Source organism: Rhizobium sullae, from assembly GCF_900169785.1.
GTDB lineage: Bacteria > Pseudomonadota > Alphaproteobacteria > Rhizobiales > Rhizobiaceae > Rhizobium > Rhizobium sullae.
Window position 1 is genome coordinate 68,756 of record NZ_FWER01000037.1, and the last position, 21,674, is coordinate 90,429.

The 21,674-nt window shown below is 59.6% G+C and carries 20 protein-coding genes and 1 tRNA gene; 16 read left to right on the plus strand and 5 right to left on the minus strand.

What is annotated here, in order from left to right:
- The first annotated feature begins 214 nt into the window (after positions 1 to 214).
- The 3 genes from BN1800_RS26695 to BN1800_RS26705 all read left to right on the plus strand — a co-directional run bounded on the left by BN1800_RS26695 (position 215) and on the right by BN1800_RS26705 (position 4,003).
- Positions 215 to 1,231 carry an iron ABC transporter substrate-binding protein gene (locus BN1800_RS26695; protein WP_087001849.1) on the plus strand — a complete coding sequence of 339 codons (1,017 nt, stop codon included), beginning with the start codon at positions 215 to 217 and terminating at the stop codon, positions 1,229 to 1,231.
- Between the two features lie 220 nt (positions 1,232 to 1,451).
- Complete coding sequence (locus tag BN1800_RS26700) at positions 1,452 to 2,966, plus strand: ABC transporter permease (protein ID WP_244564653.1); 1,515 nt, start codon at positions 1,452 to 1,454, stop codon at positions 2,964 to 2,966.
- Positions 2,963 to 4,003 carry an ABC transporter ATP-binding protein gene (locus tag BN1800_RS26705; protein WP_087001850.1) on the plus strand — a complete coding sequence of 347 codons (1,041 nt, stop codon included), beginning with the start codon at positions 2,963 to 2,965 and terminating at the stop codon, positions 4,001 to 4,003. Before BN1800_RS26700 ends, BN1800_RS26705 begins: the two co-directional genes overlap by 4 nt.
- Here the strand turns inward: BN1800_RS26705 and BN1800_RS26710 are convergent.
- Complete coding sequence (locus tag BN1800_RS26710) at positions 4,000 to 5,331, minus strand: glucoamylase family protein (protein ID WP_087001851.1); 1,332 nt, start codon at positions 5,329 to 5,331, stop codon at positions 4,000 to 4,002. The two genes, BN1800_RS26705 and BN1800_RS26710, sit on opposite strands and share 4 nt — an antisense overlap.
- Before the next feature lie 930 nt (positions 5,332 to 6,261).
- Here BN1800_RS26710 and BN1800_RS26720 point away from each other — a divergent pair.
- Complete coding sequence (locus BN1800_RS26720; RefSeq protein WP_244564654.1) at positions 6,262 to 6,864, plus strand: dioxygenase family protein; 603 nt, start codon at positions 6,262 to 6,264, stop codon at positions 6,862 to 6,864.
- A 307-nt stretch (positions 6,865 to 7,171) separates the two neighbouring features.
- Here the strand turns inward: BN1800_RS26720 and BN1800_RS26725 are convergent.
- Positions 7,172 to 7,246, minus strand: a tRNA-Gly gene (locus BN1800_RS26725).
- 253 nt (positions 7,247 to 7,499) lie between these two features.
- Between BN1800_RS26725 and BN1800_RS26730 the strand changes: the two genes are divergently transcribed.
- The 4 genes from BN1800_RS26730 to BN1800_RS26745 all read left to right on the plus strand — a co-directional run bounded on the left by BN1800_RS26730 (position 7,500) and on the right by BN1800_RS26745 (position 10,020).
- Entirely contained in the window at positions 7,500 to 8,009 is a 510-nt protein-coding gene (locus BN1800_RS26730) for a prolyl-tRNA synthetase associated domain-containing protein (protein WP_087001873.1), read from the plus strand.
- A 52-nt stretch (positions 8,010 to 8,061) separates the two neighbouring features.
- Complete coding sequence (trxA, locus tag BN1800_RS26735; RefSeq protein WP_087001854.1) at positions 8,062 to 9,033, plus strand: thioredoxin; 972 nt, start codon at positions 8,062 to 8,064, stop codon at positions 9,031 to 9,033.
- Between the two features lie 104 nt (positions 9,034 to 9,137).
- A complete protein-coding gene (locus BN1800_RS26740) occupies positions 9,138 to 9,821 on the plus strand; it encodes an LON peptidase substrate-binding domain-containing protein (protein ID WP_027511793.1) in 684 nt (227 codons plus the stop codon).
- A 10-nt stretch (positions 9,822 to 9,831) separates the two neighbouring features.
- Complete coding sequence (locus tag BN1800_RS26745; protein WP_027511792.1) at positions 9,832 to 10,020, plus strand: Trm112 family protein; 189 nt, start codon at positions 9,832 to 9,834, stop codon at positions 10,018 to 10,020.
- Here the strand turns inward: BN1800_RS26745 and BN1800_RS26750 are convergent.
- A complete protein-coding gene (locus BN1800_RS26750) occupies positions 10,017 to 11,279 on the minus strand; it encodes a ubiquinone biosynthesis hydroxylase (protein ID WP_087001855.1) in 1,263 nt (420 codons plus the stop codon). The genes BN1800_RS26745 and BN1800_RS26750 overlap by 4 nt on opposite strands.
- Positions 11,280 to 11,314: 35 nt before the next feature.
- On the opposite strand from BN1800_RS26750, the gene tesB reads away from it, so the two are divergent.
- The 6 genes from tesB to BN1800_RS26780 all read left to right on the plus strand — a co-directional run bounded on the left by tesB (position 11,315) and on the right by BN1800_RS26780 (position 18,862).
- Entirely contained in the window at positions 11,315 to 12,199 is an 885-nt protein-coding gene (tesB, locus tag BN1800_RS26755; RefSeq protein WP_087001856.1) for an acyl-CoA thioesterase II, read from the plus strand.
- Positions 12,200 to 12,422: 223 nt separating this feature from the next.
- Entirely contained in the window at positions 12,423 to 12,761 is a 339-nt protein-coding gene (locus tag BN1800_RS26760) for a P-II family nitrogen regulator (protein WP_027511789.1), read from the plus strand.
- Positions 12,762 to 12,789: 28 nt separating this feature from the next.
- Positions 12,790 to 14,226 carry an ammonium transporter gene (locus tag BN1800_RS26765; protein WP_087001857.1) on the plus strand — a complete coding sequence of 479 codons (1,437 nt, stop codon included), beginning with the start codon at positions 12,790 to 12,792 and terminating at the stop codon, positions 14,224 to 14,226.
- Between the two features lie 243 nt (positions 14,227 to 14,469).
- Complete coding sequence (locus tag BN1800_RS26770; protein WP_087001858.1) at positions 14,470 to 17,130, plus strand: FtsK/SpoIIIE family DNA translocase; 2,661 nt, start codon at positions 14,470 to 14,472, stop codon at positions 17,128 to 17,130.
- A gap of 136 nt (positions 17,131 to 17,266) precedes the next feature.
- The gene (locus tag BN1800_RS26775) at positions 17,267 to 17,935 is read left to right on the plus strand and encodes an outer membrane lipoprotein carrier protein LolA (RefSeq protein ID WP_087001874.1); all 669 of its coding nucleotides are present in this window, start codon (positions 17,267 to 17,269) and stop codon (positions 17,933 to 17,935) included.
- 123 nt (positions 17,936 to 18,058) lie between these two features.
- Positions 18,059 to 18,862, plus strand: a complete 804-nt coding sequence (locus tag BN1800_RS26780; RefSeq protein WP_087001859.1) for an exodeoxyribonuclease III — start codon at positions 18,059 to 18,061, stop codon at positions 18,860 to 18,862.
- 3 nt (positions 18,863 to 18,865) lie between these two features.
- Here BN1800_RS26780 and BN1800_RS26785 read toward each other — a convergent pair whose 3' ends face one another.
- Positions 18,866 to 19,321 (minus strand): cyclic nucleotide-binding domain-containing protein, encoded by a 456-nt coding sequence (locus BN1800_RS26785; protein WP_027511784.1) that lies wholly within the window; start codon positions 19,319 to 19,321, stop codon positions 18,866 to 18,868.
- Between the two features lie 13 nt (positions 19,322 to 19,334).
- Positions 19,335 to 20,018, minus strand: a complete 684-nt coding sequence (locus BN1800_RS26790) for a response regulator transcription factor (RefSeq protein ID WP_087001860.1) — start codon at positions 20,016 to 20,018, stop codon at positions 19,335 to 19,337.
- A 142-nt stretch (positions 20,019 to 20,160) separates the two neighbouring features.
- On the opposite strand from BN1800_RS26790, the gene BN1800_RS26795 reads away from it, so the two are divergent.
- Together BN1800_RS26795 and BN1800_RS26800 are read left to right on the plus strand one after the other, a co-directional pair.
- Entirely contained in the window at positions 20,161 to 20,709 is a 549-nt protein-coding gene (locus BN1800_RS26795) for a L,D-transpeptidase family protein (protein ID WP_087001861.1), read from the plus strand.
- 127 nt (positions 20,710 to 20,836) lie between these two features.
- Positions 20,837 to 21,667: an aldo/keto reductase gene (locus BN1800_RS26800; RefSeq protein ID WP_087001862.1), complete on the plus strand. Its 831-nt coding sequence runs from the start codon at positions 20,837 to 20,839 to the stop codon at positions 21,665 to 21,667.
- The last annotated feature ends 7 nt before the right edge of the window (positions 21,668 to 21,674 follow it).

Consider the following 21,674-nt stretch of genomic DNA (forward strand, 5'->3'; position numbering starts at 1 on the left):
CATCGTCCCTTTCTTGCTTTACGGATCCGGCATTTGCCACTGCCGCGGGTGATCAACGCCACTCAAAGACCATAGAATCATTCTAAAGTTGATTGATAACTTCAAGTATTTGTGAAGAGGCTTAGCAAGGCAAAACTTGAAAAGCTGGATCAAGAAAAATATACGAGCACGCATCACCCCGGGAGTTTGGGGCGACACGGCGATGGAGGCATCAATGAAAATTTCTCTTACGCGCTTTTCCGCGCTTGCTTTTGCCGCCTCGCTTCTTGCTGCGACGACGCTGGCTTCCGCCGCGAGTGCGCAGGACGCCGAAGGCATCGTCGTCTATAACGCCCAGCATGAAAGCCTCGGCCGCGAATGGATCGATGCCTTCACCAAGGAGACTGGCATCAAGGTCACCATGCGCCAGGGCAGCGACATGCAGTTCGCCAACCAGATCATTCAGGAAGGCGATGCTTCCCCGGCCGACGTATTCCTGACCGAGAACTCTCCGGCAATGGCGCTCGTCGATAGCGCGGGTCTCTTTGCCCCGGTCGACAAGGAAACACTTGATCTGGTTCCGGCGCAGTACCGTCCGGCCGACGGGATGTGGACCGGCATTGCCGCCCGCTCGACCGTCTTTGTCTATGACAAGACGAAGCTCACCGAAGACAAGCTGCCGAAGTCTCTGCTCGATCTCGCCGATCCGGCCTGGAAGGGTCGTTGGGGTGCGTCGCCTGCCGGTGCCGACTTCCAGGCGATTGTGGGTGCGCTGCTGCAGTTGAAAGGCGAAGAAGCAACGGCTGCATGGCTGAAGGCCATGAAGGAGAACGCAACACCCTACAAGGGCAACAGCGTTGCCATGAAGGCGGTCAACGCCGGCGAAGTCGAAGGCGCGGTCATCTACCACTACTACTGGTTCGGCGATCAGGCGAAGACAGGCGAAAACAGCAAGAATATCGGCCAGCACTACTTCAAGAACCAGGATCCCGGCGCTTTCGCCAGCGTTTCGGGTGGCGGCATTTTGAAGTCCACGCAGCACATGAAGGAAGCCCAGGCATTCCTGAAGTTCGTCGCCGGCAAGGGCGGCCAGGACATCCTGAAGAACGGTACGTCCTATGAATACGCGGTCAGCGGCGAATCGAACGACAAGCTCGTCCCGCTTGCCGATCTCAATGCACCGAAGGTTGAGGCTTCCGAACTCGACAGCAAGAAGGTCGTCGAGCTGATGACGGCTGCTGGCCTGATCTAAGCCTTTCTGCCGCAGGCGGATCGAGTCAAAACTATTGCTTTTGGCTCAAGAAAACCTTAGGGCATGTCAACCCGGGCAACCGCTTCAGATAGAGGCGGTTGCCTTCCTTTTTCAGCGTACAAAGGCGCCGGCCTTGCTGCAAGACAACAGATCCCTTGTTTCCGGGCTCGCGCCCGGCAATAGGGCGCCAGTCAGCGGAACAGGTTTGCTGCGCGGGCGCATGCCCCACGCCTCCGTCGTCGTCTTTGCAACGCTGGTCGCAGTTATGAGCCTCGTACCGCTCGGCTTCATCGGCTGGATTACCGCCGATGTCGGCTGGCAAACGGTAAAGGCACTGGTCTTCCGTCCGCGTGTCGGTGAGCTGCTCGTCAACACCATCTTGCTTGAAGCACTCACCATTCCCTTGTCGATTGTGCTTGCCGTGACGCTCGCGTGGCTGACGGAGCGGACCAATGTTCCGGTTCCGCGGTTGTGGTCCTGGCTTGCCGTCGCGCCGCTTGCCGTTCCGGCCTTCGTGCACAGCTATGCGTGGGTGAGCCTCGTTCCCGGCATGCGCGGCCTGCAGAGCGGGGTCTTCGTTTCCGTGCTTGCCTATTACCCTTTTCTCTACCTGCCGGTCGCTGCCGCCCTTCGCCGCCTCGATCCGGCGATCGAGGATGCGGCGGCGTCGCTTGGCCTTGGCCCTTGGCGCGTCTTCTTCCGCGCGATCCTGCCGCAGCTGCGGCTTGCGATCTGTGGAGGCTCGCTCCTGATCGGGCTGCATCTCCTGTCGGAATACGGGCTTTACGTGATGATCCGCTTCGACACTTTTTCGACCGCGATCGTTGATCAGTTCCAGTCTGCCTATAACAGCCCCGCAGCCAACATGCTCGGCGGTGTGCTCGTCGCTTGCTGCCTCTTCCTGCTCGGCCTGGAAATTCTGCTCCGCGGCAACGAGCGCTACGCCCGCGTCGGCTCCGGTTCCGCGCGTCCCGCCGATCGCCGCCATCTCGGCTGGTTTGTGGTACCTGGTGTTCTGCTGCCGGGAACGCTTGGTGTGCTGACGCTCGGCGTGCCGCTCATGACGCTCGGCCGCTGGCTCTATCTAGGCGGCACGGAGATCTGGCGGCTGGATGCTGTCGGAAATGCTTTCGTTCAAACGATCGTCCTTGCGGTCGCTGGCGGCGTGTTGACGACGATCGCGGCCGCGCCGATGGCCTGGTTGTCGGTCCGCGCACCGGGACGATTCCAGCGATTGCTCGAAGCCTGCCATTATTATGTCGGCTCGCTTCCCGGCGTTGTTGTGGCGCTGGCACTGGTGACGATCACCGTGCGGCTGGCGCTGCCGCTCTACCAGACTTTTGCGACCCTCATCGTTGCCTATGTCCTGCTCTTCCTGCCGCGCGCGATGGTCTGCCTTCATGCCAGCATCGCGCAGGCACCTGTAGAGCTGGAGCGGGCTGCCATGGGCTTGGGGCGCACGCCATCGCAGGCCGTGCGCCAGATTACCATGCGCCTTGCTGCCCCGGGCTTTGCTGCAAGCATTGCGCTGTCGGCGCTCGGCATCACCAACGAGCTGACGGCAACGCTGATGTTGTCGCCGAACGGTGTTGAAACGCTGGCAACGAAATTCTGGTCGCTGACCAGCGAAATCGACTATGTGTCGGCCGCTCCTTATGCGGTGATGATGATCGTGCTGTCATTGCCGCTGACGCTTCTTCTTTATGCCCAATCGAAACGGACTGCCGGCCAATGACACTGCTTACGATCCAGTCTGTCAGCAAGCACTATGGCCCGGTGAGAGCTTTGGACAAGGTGACGCTGGACGTTGCCGCCGGCAGCCGCACCGCCGTTGTCGGCCCCTCGGGTTCCGGCAAGACGACTTTGCTGCGCATTGTTGCGGGCTTCGAGCGGCCAGATGAAGGGCAAGTCATCCTGAATGGCGAAGTGCTCGCGGATGGCTTGGCAACCGTTCCCGCCCACAAGCGCGGCATCGGCATCGTCTCGCAAGACGGCGCGCTTTTTCCGCATTTGAGCGTTGCCGACAATATTGGCTTCGGTTTCGAGCGTGGCGCTCGCGATCGCGGAAAGCGGATCGTCGAACTGCTGGATATGGTCGAGCTCGACCGCAACATGCTGACGCGCCGTCCTCACCAGCTTTCCGGCGGTCAACAGCAGCGGGTGGCGCTCGCGAGAGCCCTCGGCCGCAAGCCGCGTCTCATGCTGCTCGACGAGCCCTTCTCGGCGCTCGATACCGGCCTTCGCGAACACATGCGCAAGGCCGTCGCCCGCGTCCTCCAGGCGGCGAATATCACGGCGATTCTCGTCACCCATGATCAAGCAGAGGCTCTCTCTTTTGCAGATCAGGTCGCGGTGCTCAGGGAAGGCAAGCTGATCCAATCGGGTTCACCGCAATCGCTCTACCTGCAGCCGAAGGACCGCGAAACCGCACTCTTCTTGGGGGATGCGGTGATGCTTCCGGCGATCATCCGCAATGGCTTTGCCGATTGCGCGCTCGGCCGCGTCGCAGTGGAAGGCGGCCATCAAGGCAAGGCCGAGATCATGCTGCGGCCGGAGCAGATTCGCGTCGTTGCCGATGAAAGCGAGCCCGCCTCTGGAGGCCGCGTCGTTGAGGTGGAGTTCGGCGGTGCGACCTGCACCGTGGCGGTGTCGCTGGAAGGGGTGGCGCTGCCGCCGATCCTCATCAAGACATCCAGCGTGGCTTTGCCCGAGCGCGGCGATCGTGTTCGCCTTGATATCGCCGGCAAGGCGCATGTCTTCGGCGGCCGTTAAGCCGTCTTTCGCGAAACACTTTCCGTTTCCGCCTGCTCCAGCCAGCCGCCCGTAAAGCCGGCACGTTCGAGGCCGAGCCGGATGATCGGCGACCGTTGCATCAGGCTCCAGATGAACTCCGACCGATCGTTTTCGATCGTCATCACCAGCAGTCCCTGGTCGATCGCGACGCACCGGTCGTCCACCCAACCTTCGGGCCGGGCGGTCTTCACTGATGGATTGAAGCCGCCCGGAAAGCGGCCTTCGCAGAGCAGATTGGGATAGGCAGCCAGCAGCGCCTCCAGGCCGTCGACCGCCGCCTGTCGGTCATAAGGCAATGCCGCAAGCGCCGCCCACGGTGCGATTGTCCCGTCGTCCGGGCCAAGTGGTGCACCGCGCGCGGCGTAACCCAGAACCTTCGGATGCCGGCCGCTACGCATGTTCCGCGTTGGCGGCGGACCGTCGGAGGCGGAAAATCCCCAGACATTCCTGTTGTAGCCGACGAAGTGCCCGGGATTGCGCTCGGCATAATCGCGCTGGACGGCGATCGAAACCTGGGTGTTGCGGAAATAGTCCCAGTCGCGTGCAGCCATCTCCCTGTCCTGAATCCCGCGGAAGTCGATCCAGGCATGGGAGAAAAGGTGAATGAAAAACGGTCCGGCATAAAGATAGGGCTGCTTGCCGAAGAGCATCCAGGAATAGCTTAAGACGAAGGCATCGTAGCTCGATTGCGGGATCGGATGGGTGGGCGAAGCGAGCGCTAGCGTGTAGAGCAGGATCGCCTCGTCATAGCCCTGCCAGCGCCAGCGCAGAAAGCCGCTTCCAGGCTTCCAGCCCATGCAGACGGTCTGTCCTTTATTCAACGCCCAATGCCAGTCGATGCGCTCATAGATGAATTTCACCAGTTCGCGGATTTCCGTCTCGATCGGATCGGCGCCATCGAAGTAGGCCGCAGCCGTCAGCATGCCGGCGACGAGCAAGGTCGTGTCGATCGTTGAGAGCTCGCTGTTCCATGCGCGGTGGCCGGTATCCATATGCAGGAAGTGGTAATAAAAGCCACGATAGCCGGTCGCATGGCGCTCGCGCCCTTGATGGCTCCCGGCAAAGAAGCGCAGCGTCGTGATCGTCCTGCTTGCCGCTTCCGCCTGCGTAATCCATCCGCGTTCGACGGCGACCGTATAACTTGAAAGCGCAAAGCCGGTGGCAGCGATGCTGCAGGGAACGTCGGGTATGGACGTATCCGCGACCAGGCCGTTTTCGGGATTGGAATACTTCAGAAAATAGTCGAATGCGGATTTCTGCAGCCTGTCGATCAGCGCGGCATCCGTGTCGTCAAATCGTTGCAGCATACATCAAACCAACCGTTGTCCGCCCTCGTTCAACATGGCGATGCATTGCGCACAAATCAAATTCTTTTCAGATAATGCGACAAATGGCTGCGACCGGTCGTTTGGCGCTGGCGCGGCGATATCGGTTCACAACAACAAAAAAACGCCTTTCGGCGGATTATTAAGTATCTGATGTTATTGTGTCCGACCTGAGCAGGTGACGTTTTGTGGTGCGCCAACTTCAAGGGCGAGTTCAAGCTCGGCGACGGTCGATACTGTTACCCGCTGACGGTCACCGACCATCCATCGTCCCTCGGCACTCAGTTCCCCGATCCATTGCACGTCCTTCACGCCGGGACCAAACCGCTCCGTGGGAACACGGCGGTGAGCCGTCGGGCATTCTAAGAACCGGAGCCCCATGAGCACAATTCCGCTCCTCGGGGTGTTGAGGTGTCGTGAAGTGATATCGGGTCATGTTCTTCACGGCTTCCAACGCCAGATCCCTTTTCGCGGTGGCGACAAGGTGGCGACACGAGAAACACCATTTCGGCACGAGGTTGTCACCCATGTCTTAGGTATGATCTGTTACCGATGTCTCCGGGTCGGACAATGAGAAAATTGGAGCGGGCGAAGGGATTTGAACCCTCGACTCCAACCTTGGCAAGCTTAAAATTGCGACGTCGTAGCAATGTGTGCCAGTGCTGCAGAATTCACTCCGGTGCTAGAGGGAGCGGTTTTTGCGCGCAGCGCTCGACGATCGTGACGCGAAGTGCATAGCACTCAGTCAAAATAGATTGCACCTGGCCGAAATGCGGTGACTGTGACCGCGCGGTGACCGGAGGCGACAGCAAGGCATTTTGGCCGCGCGCGGCGCTCCTGCTATTGAGTACCAAATTCCGCTAGCGCCCCGCCCCACTTCTGCCCAATGGAGCCGCAAGGATCTTGGTTTCCATGTTCGGGAGTTACAGCGCCATGCCGACCCGGCGACATTTCCTTATCAGCTTCGTTGCCACGCCGATTCTGCTGCCGAGACTCGGCCATGCAGCCGGGGCTTCTGCGCAGCTGTCGCTTACACCAACTTGCAAAGATGACGACGATCTGACGCCAGCGCAGACCGAAGGCCCGTATTTCACCCCGGAGAGCCCTGAAAAACAGGACTTCGTGAGCGATGCACCGGGCGGTGAAAGGATGACGCTTGCTGGTTACGTGCTGACCGAGAACTGCCAGCCCGTGGCAAAAGCGTTGATCGAGTTATGGCATGCCAATGAGATCGGCACCTACGACAATAGCGGATACAAACTCCGCGGGCATCAATTCACCGATGCTGAAGGCAAATGGTGGTTCGAGACAATCGTGCCAGGTCTATATTCTGGTCGCACCCGCCATTACCACCTGAAAGTCCAACGGCCCGGCGGAAGCGTACTGACGACGCAGCTCTATTTTCCCGGCGAACCGGACAATGAACGTGACCGTATTTTCAACCCAGCCTTGCTGCTCGATGTCAGGGCGACGGGCGACGGACAATTTGGCCGCTACGATTTCATCGTGGCGTAACCGGGCGCTTGCATACGCTCCTTCTGGGTAACTCAGCTCAGTTTGTCATAGTGAGCGCGACACATCAGCTGCTCAAATTTACGTGCACGAAGCGGTAGTTCAGCATATCTGAACTAGAGAAAGATACCAGGAAGTCCTGGACCTTGCCGTAGATGACAGGGCGATTGACTTGTGGCTGAATTGAGCACGAGAAAAACTCAATCAGCGGGATCCTCTGTCCAACGGGATTGCAGGTTGCTCGGGGGCTCGACGACCCGTTCGGCACGAGGTTGTCACCCATGTCTTAGGGGCCGGACAATTGAGAATTTGGAGCGGGCGAAGGGATTTGAACCCTCGACCCCAACCTTGGCAAGGTTGTGCTCTACCCCTGAGCTACACCCGCTCAATCCGCATCGGTCCGGGGTAGTTGATGGACCGTGGGCTGCCACCTTGCGGCGACGGGCGCTATATGGCCCAATCGATTTTCAAATGCAACAGGGAAATGACGGAAAGGCCAAGAAAAATTCGGAGTGCTCGGAAGCTCCTTCGCAAACCGCCGCAAATTCAAGGAAAAGCGTCGATCACGAACATTGCAAAACATGTTCCTCCGACTTAATCAGGGCGCCTTGCCCCTTTCATTCCAGACGGATGCCGCGATGACCGAAGCCAAGCCGAAAAACAGAGACGATCTTTTCGCTTTCCTCGACGGGCTCGGTATCGCGCACAGCACGCGGCAGCATGCTCCGGTCTTCACCGTGGCCGAATCGGTGTCGCTGCGCGATGAAATCCCTGGCGGGCATACAAAAAACCTTTTCGTGAAGGATAAGAAGGATCAGTTCTTCCTGCTGACCGTCGAAGAGCATGCCGTTGTCGATCTCAAGACCGTGCATGCATTGATCGGTGCGGCCAGCAAGGTTTCGTTCGGCAAACCGGAAAAGCTGATGGAATATCTTGGCGTGATCCCCGGCGCGGTCACGGCCTTTGGCGCTATCAATGACACGGGCAACAATGTGACCTTCGTGCTCGATGTGGACTTGATGAAGGAGGAGATCGTCAATTGCCATCCGTTGTCCAACGATGCGACAACGTCGATTGCAAGCGCAGACCTCGTCCGCTTCATGGAAGCGACGGGCCATAAGCCGCTTGTCTTGAAAGTGACGGCCTGACATACGATTTTAGCGCTAGAAAAGCCGGGCACCGGCATGGCGGGAGATACCAATGAGCGGCAGCGACAATCCTTACGGCAATTCCTTCGGCACGCAGATGTCGGCAACGGCGAACTTCGGTTCGGCGCCGCAGCCGGCGGCAGGCGGCGGACATATCAAGGATACGACAACCGCCACTTTCACGACGGACGTCATCGAGGAATCGCGCAACCAGCCGGTACTCGTTGATTTCTGGGCGCCTTGGTGCGGCCCCTGCAAGCAATTGACGCCGGTGCTCGAAAAGGTGGTCAACGAGGCGCAAGGCCGCGTGAAGCTCGTGAAGATGAATATCGACGACCATCCGTCGATCGCAGGCCAACTCGGCATTCAGTCGATCCCGGCCGTGATCGCCTTCGTCGGCGGCCGCCCGGCCGATGGTTTCATGGGTGCTGTGCCGGAAAGCCAGGTTCGCCAGTTCATCGACCGCCTCGCCGGTCCTGCCGGTGCGGATCAGGCTGCGGAGATCGAAGCGGTGCTTGAGGAGGCGTCGGGCCTTCTTGCCGCGGGCGACGTCAATGGTGCCGCGCAGCTCTACGGTGCAGTGATGCAAGCCGATCCGGAAAATGCCAAGGCGCTTGCTGGGATGGCCGAATGCATGATTGCCGCCAACCAGCATCAGCGCGCTCGCGAAGCGTTAACCGATCTGCCGGAAGGGCTTGCCAATGACGCTGGGATTCAAGCCGTCATCACGAAGCTCGATCAGATCGAAGAAGCTCGCAAGCTCGGCGATCCCGTCGCCCTGGAGCAGGACCTTGCGCTCGATCCGGACAATCACGACGCACGCATGAAGCTTGCCAAGATTCTGAACGTCGAGGGAAAGCGCGATGAGGCGGCAGACCATCTGCTCCACATCATGCGCAAGGACCGGACCTTCGATGACGATGGCGCGCGCCGTCAGCTCCTGCAGTTCTTCGAAGTCTGGGGCTTCAAGGACCCGGCAACCGTGTCCGCGCGGCGCAAGCTTTCAGCGATGCTCTTCTCGTAACTTTAGAAACCTTGCCCTTGCGTTTTTGGGCAAGGGCACCACATTTCAGAGGCAGAACAGGAGTATCGTTTCGCTCCTGCCGGTTGATTGCGGGACAAGGTTTGATGCAAGTCGGGAATGCAAGATATTTAAAGCCCGGCGATCTGCCAGATTCGATCGCCGTCTTTCCTCTGACCGGCGCTCTTCTTCTGCCTACGGGACAGCTTCCGCTGAATATTTTCGAGCCACGTTATCTCGCGATGTTTGACGCCGCTCTGGCCGGCAATCGGCTGATCGGCATGGTCCAGCCCGCGCTTGGTGATAACGATTCGACGGCGGGCGAGAAGAGTGGCGAACCTCATCTCGCTCCCGTCGGCTGCATCGGGCGGATCACCTCTTTTGCGGAGACGGGCGACGGGCGCTATATCGTTTCGCTGACGGGCGTTTGCCGCTTTCGCCTACTTGGCGAAAAAATGACGCATGAGCCGTTCAGAAGCTTCCACATCGCTCCCTTCATTTCCGATCTCTCCGCACGCGATGAGGAAGACGCCGTCGATCGTGGCGCCTTGCTCTCCGCGTTCAGGGCTTATCTCGATGCGAACAAGCTTGAGGCCGATTGGGAAAGCGTCGAGCGCGCCAGCAACCTGACGCTCGTGAATTCGCTTGCGATGATGTCGCCCTTTGGCCCTGCCGAGAAGCAGGCGCTGCTGGAGGCGCCCGATCTTAAGACCAGAGCGGAGACCCTGATCGCCATTACCGAAATCGTGCTCGCGCGCGTCTTCGGTGACTCCGATACGGTTTTGCAGTAAATCATTGGGCATGGACGAAAAACTCAGCCGTGTTGATCCGAAACTGCTTGAGCTCTTGGTTTGCCCGCTGACCAAGGGAAGGCTCAGCTATGACCGGGAGCACAACGAACTCGTCTCGGAAAAGGCGCGCCTTGCCTATCCGATCCGTGACGGCATTCCGATCATGCTGGTGTCAGAGGCACGGAGGCTTGACGATTAGATCGTCTCGCCTGCCAAAAGCCTTGGATTGTTCCTGGCCGCCGTGCCGGCCGCCTGCCCGATGAAGAAGGACTTGAGGCTCGGCAGCCTGTCGACGATGCCGAGGCCGACATCGCGGGCAATGCGCACCGGCATTATGTCATTCGAGAACAACCGGTTCAGCACGTCGGTCGTAACCCCCATGCGGAAGGTGTCGAAGCGGCGCCAGGTCTGGTAGCGTTCGAGAATATTGATCGAGCCGATATCGAGCCCGAGGCGGTCGGCCTCGACGACGGTCTCAGCCAGCGCGGCCACGTCCTTGAAGCCGAGATTGAGACCTTGGCCGGAAATCGGATGAATGCCGTGTGCCGCATCGCCGGCAAGTGCAACGCGCGGTGCCACGAAGGCGCGGGCAAGCGTGAGGCCGAGCGGGAAGGCACGCTTTTCGCCAATGACCTTGAGCGCGCCGAGCTTGTGCCCGAAACGGCGCTCCAGTTCCTCCTCGAAAATCAGGTCGTCGTCGGAAACAAGCCGGTCGGCATCGTGCGTGCGTTCGGTCCAGACAAGGGAGGAGCGGTTGTTGGTGAGCGGCAGGATCGCGAAGGGGCCGGATGGGAGGAAATGCTCTTCGGCGCAGCCATTGTGCGGCCGCTCATGCTCGACGGTCACAACGATGCCGGATTGGCCGTAATCCCAGCTGACCGTCTTTATGCCCGCCAGATCGCGGAGCTTCGACCGCACGCCGTCACAGGCCACGAGCAGGCGTGACTCCAGCATGCTGCCATCGGACAGCGTGATGGAAATCCGGTTTTCTTCCGTCTTCAGGCCAGAGGCGATCAGTCCATGCCGGATTTCGATGCCGAGCCGGTCGCAGACGCCGCGCAGCGCGCGGACCATGACGGCGTTCGGGATCATGTGCGCGAAGGGGCGGCCGTCTTCCACTTGACCGTCGAAGGTGAGGAAGACCGGACGCACCGGATCGGAGGTCCTGGAATCGGTCACGATCATCTTGGTGATCGGCTGGGCTTCCGGAAGGATTTCTTCCCAGATGCCGAAGACCTCCAGCATCTTCGTTGCCGCGGCGATGACTGCGGAGGCGCGCATATCCTTCTGCCAGACATGCTCAGGCGATGCTTCAACGACCGCAATCTCAAGGTGGGGGGCTGCCTGCTTGACCGCGACCGCCGCGGAAAGGCCGACATAACCTCCGCCAACAACCAGCATGTCCAGCATCGCCCGCTCCCCGCGCTTGTGATTACAATGACGATCTATATAGATCATCGTATCCCCACTTCCTACCGTCGGGAGCTGAACAAATGATGGAAGACGCAGCCAAGCCCACGGCCATGGAAACGCTGCTCGCGACGCTCGATCTCGAGCCGATCGAGGTCGATATCTTTCGTGGTCGCAGCCCGCAGGTTGGCTGGCAACGCGTTTTTGGCGGACAGGTGATCGGTCAGGCACTGATGGCTGCCCAGCGGACGATCGAGACAGAGCGCTTCGTTCACTCGCTGCATGCCTATTTCATGCGGCCGGGGGATCCTTCCGTGCCGATCGTCTATCAGGTGGAACGCATTCGCGACGGATCGAGCTTCAATACGCGCCGGGTCGTGGCGATCCAGCACGGCAAGGCGATTTTTGCGCTCTCGTGCTCCTTCCAGATCGAGGAGCCGGGTTTCGATCATCAGATCGTAATGCCGGATGTTCCGACGCCGGAAAAGCTGCTCGGCGAGCAGCAGATCAAGGAACAGTATCTCGCGCATGCGCCGCCGGCTGTGCGCAAATACTGGGAGCGCGAACGGCCGATCGAAATCCGGCCGGTTTCGCTGACGCACTATTTTTCCGACAGGAAGCTCGATCCCCGTCAGGACGTCTGGGTGCGCGCGACGGGGCCGGTCCCGGATAACCGGCTCTATCAAGCCGCAGTGCTTGCCTATCTCTCAGACATGACGCTGCTTGATACCTCGCTCTACGCTCATGGAACCTCGATCTTCGACCAAAGCCTGCAGGTTGCGAGCCTCGACCATTCCATGTGGTTTCATCGGCCTGATAAACTTACGGATTGGCTGCTTTACACGCAGGATAGTCCATCTGCTTCCGGCGCTCGTGGGCTCACGCGCGGTAGCCTGTTCACGCGGTCTGGCGTTCTGATTGCGTCAGTCGCGCAGGAAGGTTTGATTCGGAAAAAGGCAAATGAATAAAAAATGTGCATTTTTTCAAATTTGGGCATTATTTGGGCGGTTCTTGCCCTACCATTTGCCTCTTAAATAGCATCGTTCATTATACTCTTTATTTTTCAATAACTTATAGTCTGCTTCGAATCTGGCACGCCCTTTGAATGTATATCCCCAGTCGCTGTTCGTGAATGTCAGCGGCAAGGAGAGTCGGCTCCGCGCCGAGGATAACGAAGGATGGGAAAACCAGATGAAAATTGTGATGGCCATTATCAAGCCGTTCAAGCTCGATGAGGTCCGCGAAGCCCTCACGGCGATCGGCATCCAAGGCCTGACCGTGACCGAGGTGAAGGGCTACGGACGCCAGAAGGGGCATACCGAAATCTATCGCGGTACGGAATATGCAGTCAGCTTCCTGCCGAAGCTCAAGATCGAAATCGCCGTCGCATCAGAAATCGTCGACAAGGCCGTCGAAGCCATCGCGTCGTCAGCCAAGACCGGCCAGATCGGCGACGGCAAGATTTTCGTCTACTCGATCGACCATGCCGTCCGTATCCGCACGGGCGAAACCGATACCGAAGCGCTGTAAGAACGGCTGAGCAAGGAGCTTTATTCCAATGTCAATTTCGAAGTTTTCCTCCACATTTGCGCGGCTCGGGGCTGCGTCTGCCGCGCTTTTCGCGCCGGTCGTCGCCTTCGCGCAGGAGACCGCGCCGGCTGCTGCCGATGCCGCGGCTGCAGCGGCTCCGGCCTTCACCATGGACAAGGGTGACAATACCTGGATGCTCGTCTCATCGGCGCTCGTGCTGTTGATGACCATTCCGGGCCTGGCTCTCTTCTATGGCGGCCTCGTGCGCGCCAAGAACATGCTCTCCGTGCTGATGCAGGTATTCATGATCACCGCCGTTGTGTCCCTGATCTGGGTCACCTACGGCTACTCGCTGGCCTTCACTGACGGCGGCTCGCTGAACAGCTTCGTCGGCGGTTTCTCCAAGGCCTTCCTCGCCGGCGTCAACACGTCGTCCCTTGTCGAGACCTTCTCGAAAGGCGTCGCCATTCCGGAATACACCTTCATTGTGTTCCAGATGACGTTTGCCTGCATCACGCCCGGCCTCATCGTCGGTGCGTTTGCCGAGCGCATCAAGTTCTCTGCCGTCATCCTCTTCGTTATCCTGTGGGTCACTTTCATCTACTTCCCGATGGCGCACATGGTTTGGTTCTGGGGTGGTCCGAGCTCGTACACTTCGCCGTCCGGCCTGATCTTCTCCTATGGTGCAATCGACTTCGCCGGCGGCACGGTCGTTCACATCAATGCTGGTATTGCCGGCCTCGTCGGCGCCATCATGCTCGGCAAGCGCACGGGCTATAAGAAGGAAATCATGGCTCCGCATTCGATGACGCTCACCATGGTCGGCGCAGCGCTTCTGTGGGTCGGTTGGTTCGGCTTCAACGCTGGCTCCAACCTCGAAGCAAATGCCTACGCTTCGCTTGCCATGATCAACACTTTCCTCGCAGCCGCTGCGGCCGCTGTTTCCTGGTGCATCGTTGAAACCTTCGCCCGCGGCAAGGCTTCCATGCTGGGTGCTGCTTCGGGTGCAGTTGCCGGTCTCGTTGCCGTTACTCCGGCAGCAGGCTTTGCAGGTCCGATGGGTTCGATCGTTCTCGGCCTCATCGTTTCGCCGGTCTGCTACTTCTTCGTCGACGTCGTGAAGAACAAGTTCAACTACGACGACAGCCTTGACGTCTTCGGCGTCCATTGCGTTGGCGGCATCATCGGTGCAATCGGCACCGGCATTCTCGTCAACCCGGCTCTCGGCGGTGCAGGCATCGTCGACTATTCGACGGCAGATTTCGCTGCTTCTTATGCTGGTACGGCAACTCAGGTCTGGGCTCAGTTCAAGGGTGTCCTGACGACCCTCGTCTGGTCGGGCGTCGGCTCTGCGATCCTCTACAAGATCGTCGACCTTATCGTCGGCCTGCGCGTAACCCCGGAGGCAGAACGCGAAGGTCTCGACCTGTCGACCCACGGCGAAGCTGCCTACCACTCTTCTTGATCACAGGGATTGCGGCGCCCAGCAGAGGGCGCCGCAGAACAGCCCGTCGCGGCCTATCGAAATATATCGGCCGCATCTTGGCCCGGACCTTTTCAGGTTCGGGCCTTTTTATTTGCCGGTCAGGCCTATCCGATCTCTCATGGTTAACATCGCTTTAACCCTCCTTTGATTAGGTGGGGCGGACGCATATTGCGTGGCGACGCCTCGGCGACTCGCGCGCTCAGCATTGGACGGGTTGGGTATATGGCAAGAAGCACTTCGCCGGTGATCGATAACCGGCCGGACCGTTTCTCCCTCTCAGGGTTCGTGCTCAGGCAGGCGCAAGCTCTCCTGGGCTTTGCGATCTTCCTGCTATTGGCGCTCGCGGTTGCAGCACTGGCGACATGGAACGTCTCAGATCCGAGCTATTCCTACGCAACCGGCAATCCGCCGGCAAATGTCCTGGGATATGGCGGCGCCGCCTTTGCCGATATCGCGATGCAGTTCTTCGGGCTTGCCAGTGTTGTGGCGCTGCTGCCGGTCGTCGCCTGGGCCCTGGCATTGATTTCCGGCCGCCGCATCAGCCGCATTCCGGCGCGAGCCGGCGCCTGGGCCCTAGGTTCGGTCCTTTCGTCTGCCGTGATCGGTTGCATCCCGCCGCCGCTGACATGGCCGATCCCCAACGGCATAGGCGGCGTCATCGGCGATATGATCCTTCGTTTTCCGGCTCTTTTCGTCGGCGCCTACCCGAGCGGCGCGTTCGCGACGGCTGTCGGCGGCGTGTTCGCGCTGCCCACCGCCTGGATGATGCTGTTTTCTGCGGGCATCGTTGGCCGCACGGAAGCCGACGAGGACGTGAGCGATGCATTCGTGGCTGCACCTTCCAAAGCCCGCTCGATTGGTGATGAGGATGAAGACGACGAAGAGGGTGGGTGGCTTGCATTCGGAGCGTTGACGCATGTCTGGTACATGAGCCAGGCGCGGATGCGCCGCATCTTCGGCCTAGGGCCGCGCAAGCGCCGTCAGAGCGATTTCGAATCGCCCTATGACTTCAACGACGATGAATTCGGTACCCTGAACGAGCCCGTCCGCGCCAAGGCGCCGGCAGGCCGCGGCGAGCGCCTGGAGCCGTCAATGGAATCACGCAACGGTTCGCTCCGCCGTGTCGTCTCCGCGCCGTCGATTTCGCTCAACGACGATGATGATGACGATGTGCCGTTCGATAGCGACATGCCGCCGCGTCCGGCCGATATTCTGCCGGACGACGACGAGGGCTGGATGATGCGTGCACCGGCGAAGACCGCTGGCGGCAAGCCCGAGCCGCGCGTCGTGCCGCAGGTCTCGCGGCCAAAGCCTGGTGCTCGCATTGAGCGCGAGTCGCAGGGTTCCTTCATTCGCCCAGAGGGCTTCCAGGTTCCCTCGATTCATCTGCTTGCCGAGCCAAAGAACGTCGTTCGCGACTCGTCGCTTTCGGCCGATGCGCTGGAGCAGAATGCCCGCATGCTCGAAGGCGTCCTCGAAGACTTCGGCGTCAAGGGTGAAATCATCCATGTCCGCCCCGGCCCGGTCGTCACGCTCTATGAGCTTGAGCCGGCTCCCGGCATCAAGTCCTCACGCGTCATCGGCCTTGCAGACGACATTGCCCGCTCCATGAGCGCGATCGCCGCCCGTGTCGCCGTGGTTCCCGGCCGAAACGCGATCGGAATCGAATTGCCGAACTCGACGCGTGAAACGGTGTACCTGCGGGAACTGATCGCGTCACGCGATTTCGAAGGCTCGAAGGCAAAGCTTGCGATGGCGCTCGGCAAGACAATCGGCGGCGAAGCCGTCATCGCTGATCTTGCGAAGATGCCGCACCTGCTCGTTGCCGGTACAACTGGCTCCGGCAAGTCGGTTGCCATCAACACGATGATCCTGTCGCTACTCTACCGTTTGACGCCGGAACAGTGCCGCCTGATCATGATCGACCCGAAGATGCTCGAACTCTCAGTTTACGACGGCATTCCGCATCTGTTGTCGCCGGTCGTCACCGATCCGAAGAAGGCTGTCGTCGCGCTCAAATGGACCGTCCGAGAGATGGAGGAGCGTTATAAGAAGATGTCGAAGATCGGCGTTCGCAACATCGACGGCTTCAATGCGCGCGTCGAGCAGGCGTTGGTCAAGGGTGAGGCCATTTCGCGAACCGTGCAGACAGGGTTTGACCGTCACACCGGCGAAGCGATGTACGAAACCGAGGAGTTCGACCTGCAGGCGATGCCCTACATCGTCGTCATCATCGATGAAATGGCCGACCTCATGATGGTCGCCGGCAAGGATATCGAGGGCGCCGTCCAGCGCCTGGCGCAGATGGCGCGCGCCGCCGGTATTCACGTGATCATGGCCACCCAGCGTCCGTCCGTCGACGTTATCACCGGCACGATCAAGGCCAACTTCCCGACGCGCATCTCCTTCCAGGTCACGTCGAAGATCGACAGTCGCACGATCCTCGGCGAACAAGGTGCCGAACAGCTGCTCGGCATGGGCGATATGCTCTACATGGCGGGCGGCGGACGCATTCAGCGTGTCCACGGTCCCTTCGTGGCCGATATGGAAGTCGAGGAGATCGTTTCATATCTGAAGACGCAGGGCGCGCCGCAATATCTCGAGGCGATCACTGCAGATGACGAGGACGACGATGATTACGGCGGCCCTGCGGGCACCTCCAATCTGGCGGATTCCGATGACCCCTATGATCAGGCAGTGGCGATCGTGCTTCGCGACGGCAAGGCTTCGACATCTTATATCCAGCGTCGTCTCGGCATCGGCTATAACCGCGCCGCTTCACTGATCGAGCGCATGGAGCAGGAAGGCGTCATCGGCCCTGCGAACCATGCGGGCAAGCGCGAAATCCTGGTTCCGACCGAAGGCGATATCCTCGATCGCTAGCGGCCGGAAAGACCGCCGGGGCAATGGCTTCACGGAAACCTGATAGCCTCGAAAGCGTTACCTTCTGCAGCGGTGCGTCTGCGCCATGAAGACGCCGCCTTTCGGCAGCATGCAGGTCGCATCAAAGGAGACCCAGATGACCAATTCGGATTCCGGCTTCAAAGGCCTCTCGCTCACCCGCCGCCATCTTATTGGTGCGCTGGCGCTGGCTGCCGCTTCAACTGCAATTCCAGTCGAAGCCTTTGCGCAAGCTGCTGCCGGCGGTTCCGCGACGGCACAGGCGATCGCTGATCATTTCTCTGGCGTCGCCACAATGCAGGGTGATTTCGTCCAGTTCGGCCCGCGTGGCGAACAGACAGGCGGCAAATTCTACATTGAGCGCCCCGGCAAGCTGCGCTTCAACTATGACAATCCGTCGCCGATCAGGGTGATCTCCGACGGCAGGAACGTCGCCGTCGGTAACCTGAAGCTTAAGACCTGGAGTCTCTATCCACTTTCGAAGACGCCACTCAGCCTGCTGCTTGCACGCAGGATCAACCTGTCGGACGGTTCGGTGAAGAGCGTGAAGGAAGAATCCGATCTGACCACGATTGCGCTCGGCAACAAGACGATCTTCGGCAATTCGACGATCACGATGATGTTCGATCCGAAGACGTACGATTTGCGCCAGTGGACGATCACCGACAATCAAGGCAAGGACACGTCGGTGATGGTGTTCAACGTGAGGACCGGCGTTCAGTTTGATCAGAAGGTCTTCAGAGTGCCGTATGAAAGCATTCCAGGTACTGCCGCTAACCGCGACTGATGCCATACCATATGACTTTCTGTGAAAAACGCCCGGTGAAAGCCGGGCGTTTTCGTTTGCGGACGTTCCATCCGACGTGCCTTTGCTCTAAGGCCTTTTCCATCTCTTTTTAAAGGCAATGGCATGAGCTTCTCGATTACCACCTGGAACATCAATTCGGTGCGCCTGCGCATGCCGATCGTTGAGCAGTTCGTGCTCAAGCACAGGCCGGATATCCTCTGCTTGCAGGAAACCAAGGTTCCGAACGAGCTCTTTCCAGCGGCTCCGCTTCGCGCCATGGGTTATGAGCACATCATCGTGCATGGCCAGAAAGGCTATCACGGCGTTGCTATTGCATCGCGCATCCCGCTCCGTGAGGATCATCACCTGGACTACGGCAATGTCGGCCATGCCCGCCATATCTCCGCGATCTTTGAGCGGGAAGGGCGCCGCGTCAGGCTGCACAACTTCTATGTGCCCGCCGGCGGTGACGAGCCGGACCCGGCCGTCAATCCGAAGTTTGCCCATAAGCTGGATTTCGTAGAGGAAATGAAGCTGCTGAAGGCTAACGGCGAAGCGAATACCTCGGCCATCCTCGTCGGTGACCTGAACATTGCGCCGCTCGAGCACGACGTCTGGTCGCACAAGCAGCTGCTGAAGATCGTCAGCCATACGCCGGTCGAAACCGAGGGGCTGCTGGAGGCGATGAAGCGCGGAGCCTGGCTCGATCTCATGCGTCAGCAGGTGCCGGCGAGTGAGAAGCTCTATACTTGGTGGAGCTACCGCGCCAAGGACTGGGAAGCCGCCGATCGCGGCCGCCGCCTCGATCATATCTGGTCGTCATCGGACCTCGGTCCGTTGTTGCAGCGCATCGACATCCTGAAGGAAGCTCGCGGATGGGACCGCCCGTCCGACCACGTGCCGGTGACCGCGCATTTTAATCTCTGAGATCTACGAAAAGCGGTGAAGCTGCGCAGTCGCCCGCGCCGCCAATTCCGCGATGTTGTCGCGAATGCGGCTCTCTATGATCCGGGCTGCGTCCGGATATTCCTCGATCAGCCTGTGGAAGAGCGCCCGCGTGATGCGGATGACGCTGGAATCCTCTCGAGCCACGGCCGTGAATTTGCGCTCCACCAGCGTTACCAGCGCGAGTTCGGAGAGCAATGTGCCGGGACCGGCGATGTGCTTGACCTTGGGATGGCCATCGGGGTCGGCCGTGCTGAGCTCCAGCGCACCGCCGGCAACCACGTAAGCGCTTTCGGCGGGCGATCCCTCGCGGAAGAGCATCTGTCCGGTGGAAATCAAACGCCGGTCGGCGCCGAAGGCGATCAACCGCAGCTGATCGGCAGACATGCCTCTGAAGAGCTGCTGCTGCGAAAGCAAGTTGATATCGTCTGTCAGCGCCATCCGGCTCTTTGCCCTACGGTATGATTTTGTAGCCGCCGTTTTCCGTCACGAGGATTTCGGCGTTCGAGGGATCGCGCTCGATCTTCTGGCGCAGGCGGTAGACGTGTGTTTCAAGCGTATGGGTCGTCACGCCGGAATTGTAACCCCATACTTCCTCAAGAAGCACGTCGCGGGTAACGACCTTCTGCTCTGCGCGATAGAGGTAGCGGATAATCGCCGCTTCCTTCTCCGTGAGACGGATCTTCTGGCCGTTCTCGGCGGTGAGCAGCTTTTGGCTCGGCTTGAAGAGATAGGGACCGACCGTGAAGGTCGCGTCCTCGCTCTGTTCATGCTGCCGAAGCTGAACGCGGATGCGCGCCAGAAGCACTGCAAAGCGGAATGGCTTGGTGACATAATCGTTGGCGCCGGCTTCCAAACCAAGGATGGTATCTGAATCCGTGTCGTGCCCGGTCAGCATGATGATCGGCGCCTTGAAACCGCCCTTGCGCAGAATCTTCACGGCTTCGCGCCCATCCATGTCCGGCAGTCCCACATCCATGATGAGAAGGTCGATAGGCGTGCTGCGCGCAACCTGTACGCCTTTGCCGGCTGTTGCCTCTTGCAAAACCGTGAATTCCTCATAGAGCGCAAGCTGCTCCGTGAGTGTTTCGCGGAGGTCGCTATCATCATCCACCAGTAGAATGGTGCGTGCGGTCATGCGGTTCTGTTCCTCAATTCCGTCCAATCAAGTCCTACGACATATTCAATCGTTGGCAAAGACCAGAAGACGTGCTGTTGCCCAGCTGGGGCCGATGTGATTTCAATTGAACTCACAAGCAAAACAAGAACATGTGAGAAAGATGGAGAAAAAAAGGCGAACCCGAAGAACCGCACCATCCACCATTATTGTGCGTCCGGCGCCCGGCAGGCAGAGCCGTGCACTGGTTCAATGCGGTCCTCTCGTCGTTCCCGCTGCAATCGGCCGCTCCGGCCGCACCATCTTGAAGCGCGAGGGCGACGGTGCAACGCCGATTGCTTCGTTGAAGCTGCTTTACGGCTTCCGCCGCGGCGAGCATCCGAGCCGCCTCGAAACACCGCTCACGATCCGCCGCATCCGGCAGGACATGCTCTGGTGCGACCAACCCGGCGATCCGAACTACAATCGCCTCGTCAGGGCGCCGTTCCGTCCAAGCCACGAGGAGTTGAAGCGCAAGGATGGACTCTACGATATATGTGTCGTCATGGATTGGAATATCACATCCCGCACCCGCAATCGGGGATCGGCAATCTTCTTCCATCTCATCAGGCCGGGCTATGAGCCGACGGCCGGTTGCATCGCCGTCCATCCACGCGACATGCGCCGGCTTCTGCCGCATATGCGCAAGGGGACAACGATACGCGTTCTCTGAGGCGTCAGGGGTGATAATTCGTACGCCGTCTCCTATATCCGTTTGACCGGCACTCAGGCTGCCGGGAAATCCGCTTGCGGATTCAATTTTATCCCCCTCCAATTCTTCAAACTTCCGGAGATATATTGTGGCCAATCAACCCATCATCACTTTCCATGACGGACATTCCATTCCCCAGGTCGGCCTCGGCGTATGGCAGACGCCACAGGATATCGCGGCGCCGACGGTCCGCAAGGCCCTCGAAGCCGGCTACCGCCATATCGATACGGCTTCCGGCTACGACAACGAAGAGGGTGTCGGCGAGGGTGTGCGTTCCTCCGGCCTCGATCGTAAGGATGTTTTCATCACCACCAAGCTTCGCAACACGGATCAGGGTTACGACAGCACCATGCGCGCCTTCGAGGGCAGTCTGAAGAAGCTCGGCACCGAATATGTCGATCTTTACCTGATCCACTGGCCGTCGCCGCACCGCGGCCTCTATCGCGAAACCTGGAAGGCTTTCGTCAAGGTCAGGGCAGAAGGCCGCGCTCGATCGATCGGCGTCTCCAACTTCTATCCGGATCATCTGGATCACATCATCGGCGATACCGGCGTGGTTCCGGTCATCAACCAGATCGAGCTGCACCCGGATTTTCAGCAGAAGGCCGCGCAGGACGCGCACCGGAAACTGAATATCGTCACTGAATCCTGGAGCCCGCTCGGTCAGGGCAAGTTCATTGCAAATCCGGTTGTCGGTGAGATCGCCAAGAAGCATGGTAAGACGCCGGCGCAGGTCATCATCCGCTGGCACATCGATACCGGTCTTGTCGTGATCCCCAAGTCGGTAACGCCGTCGCGTATCGAGGAAAACTTCCAGGTCTTCGATTTCAAGCTCGATGCCGAGGACATGGCGGCGATTGCCAAGCTCGACGACAGGAATGCCCGCATGGGGCCGGAACCCTATACGGCAACGTTCTGATCAAGAG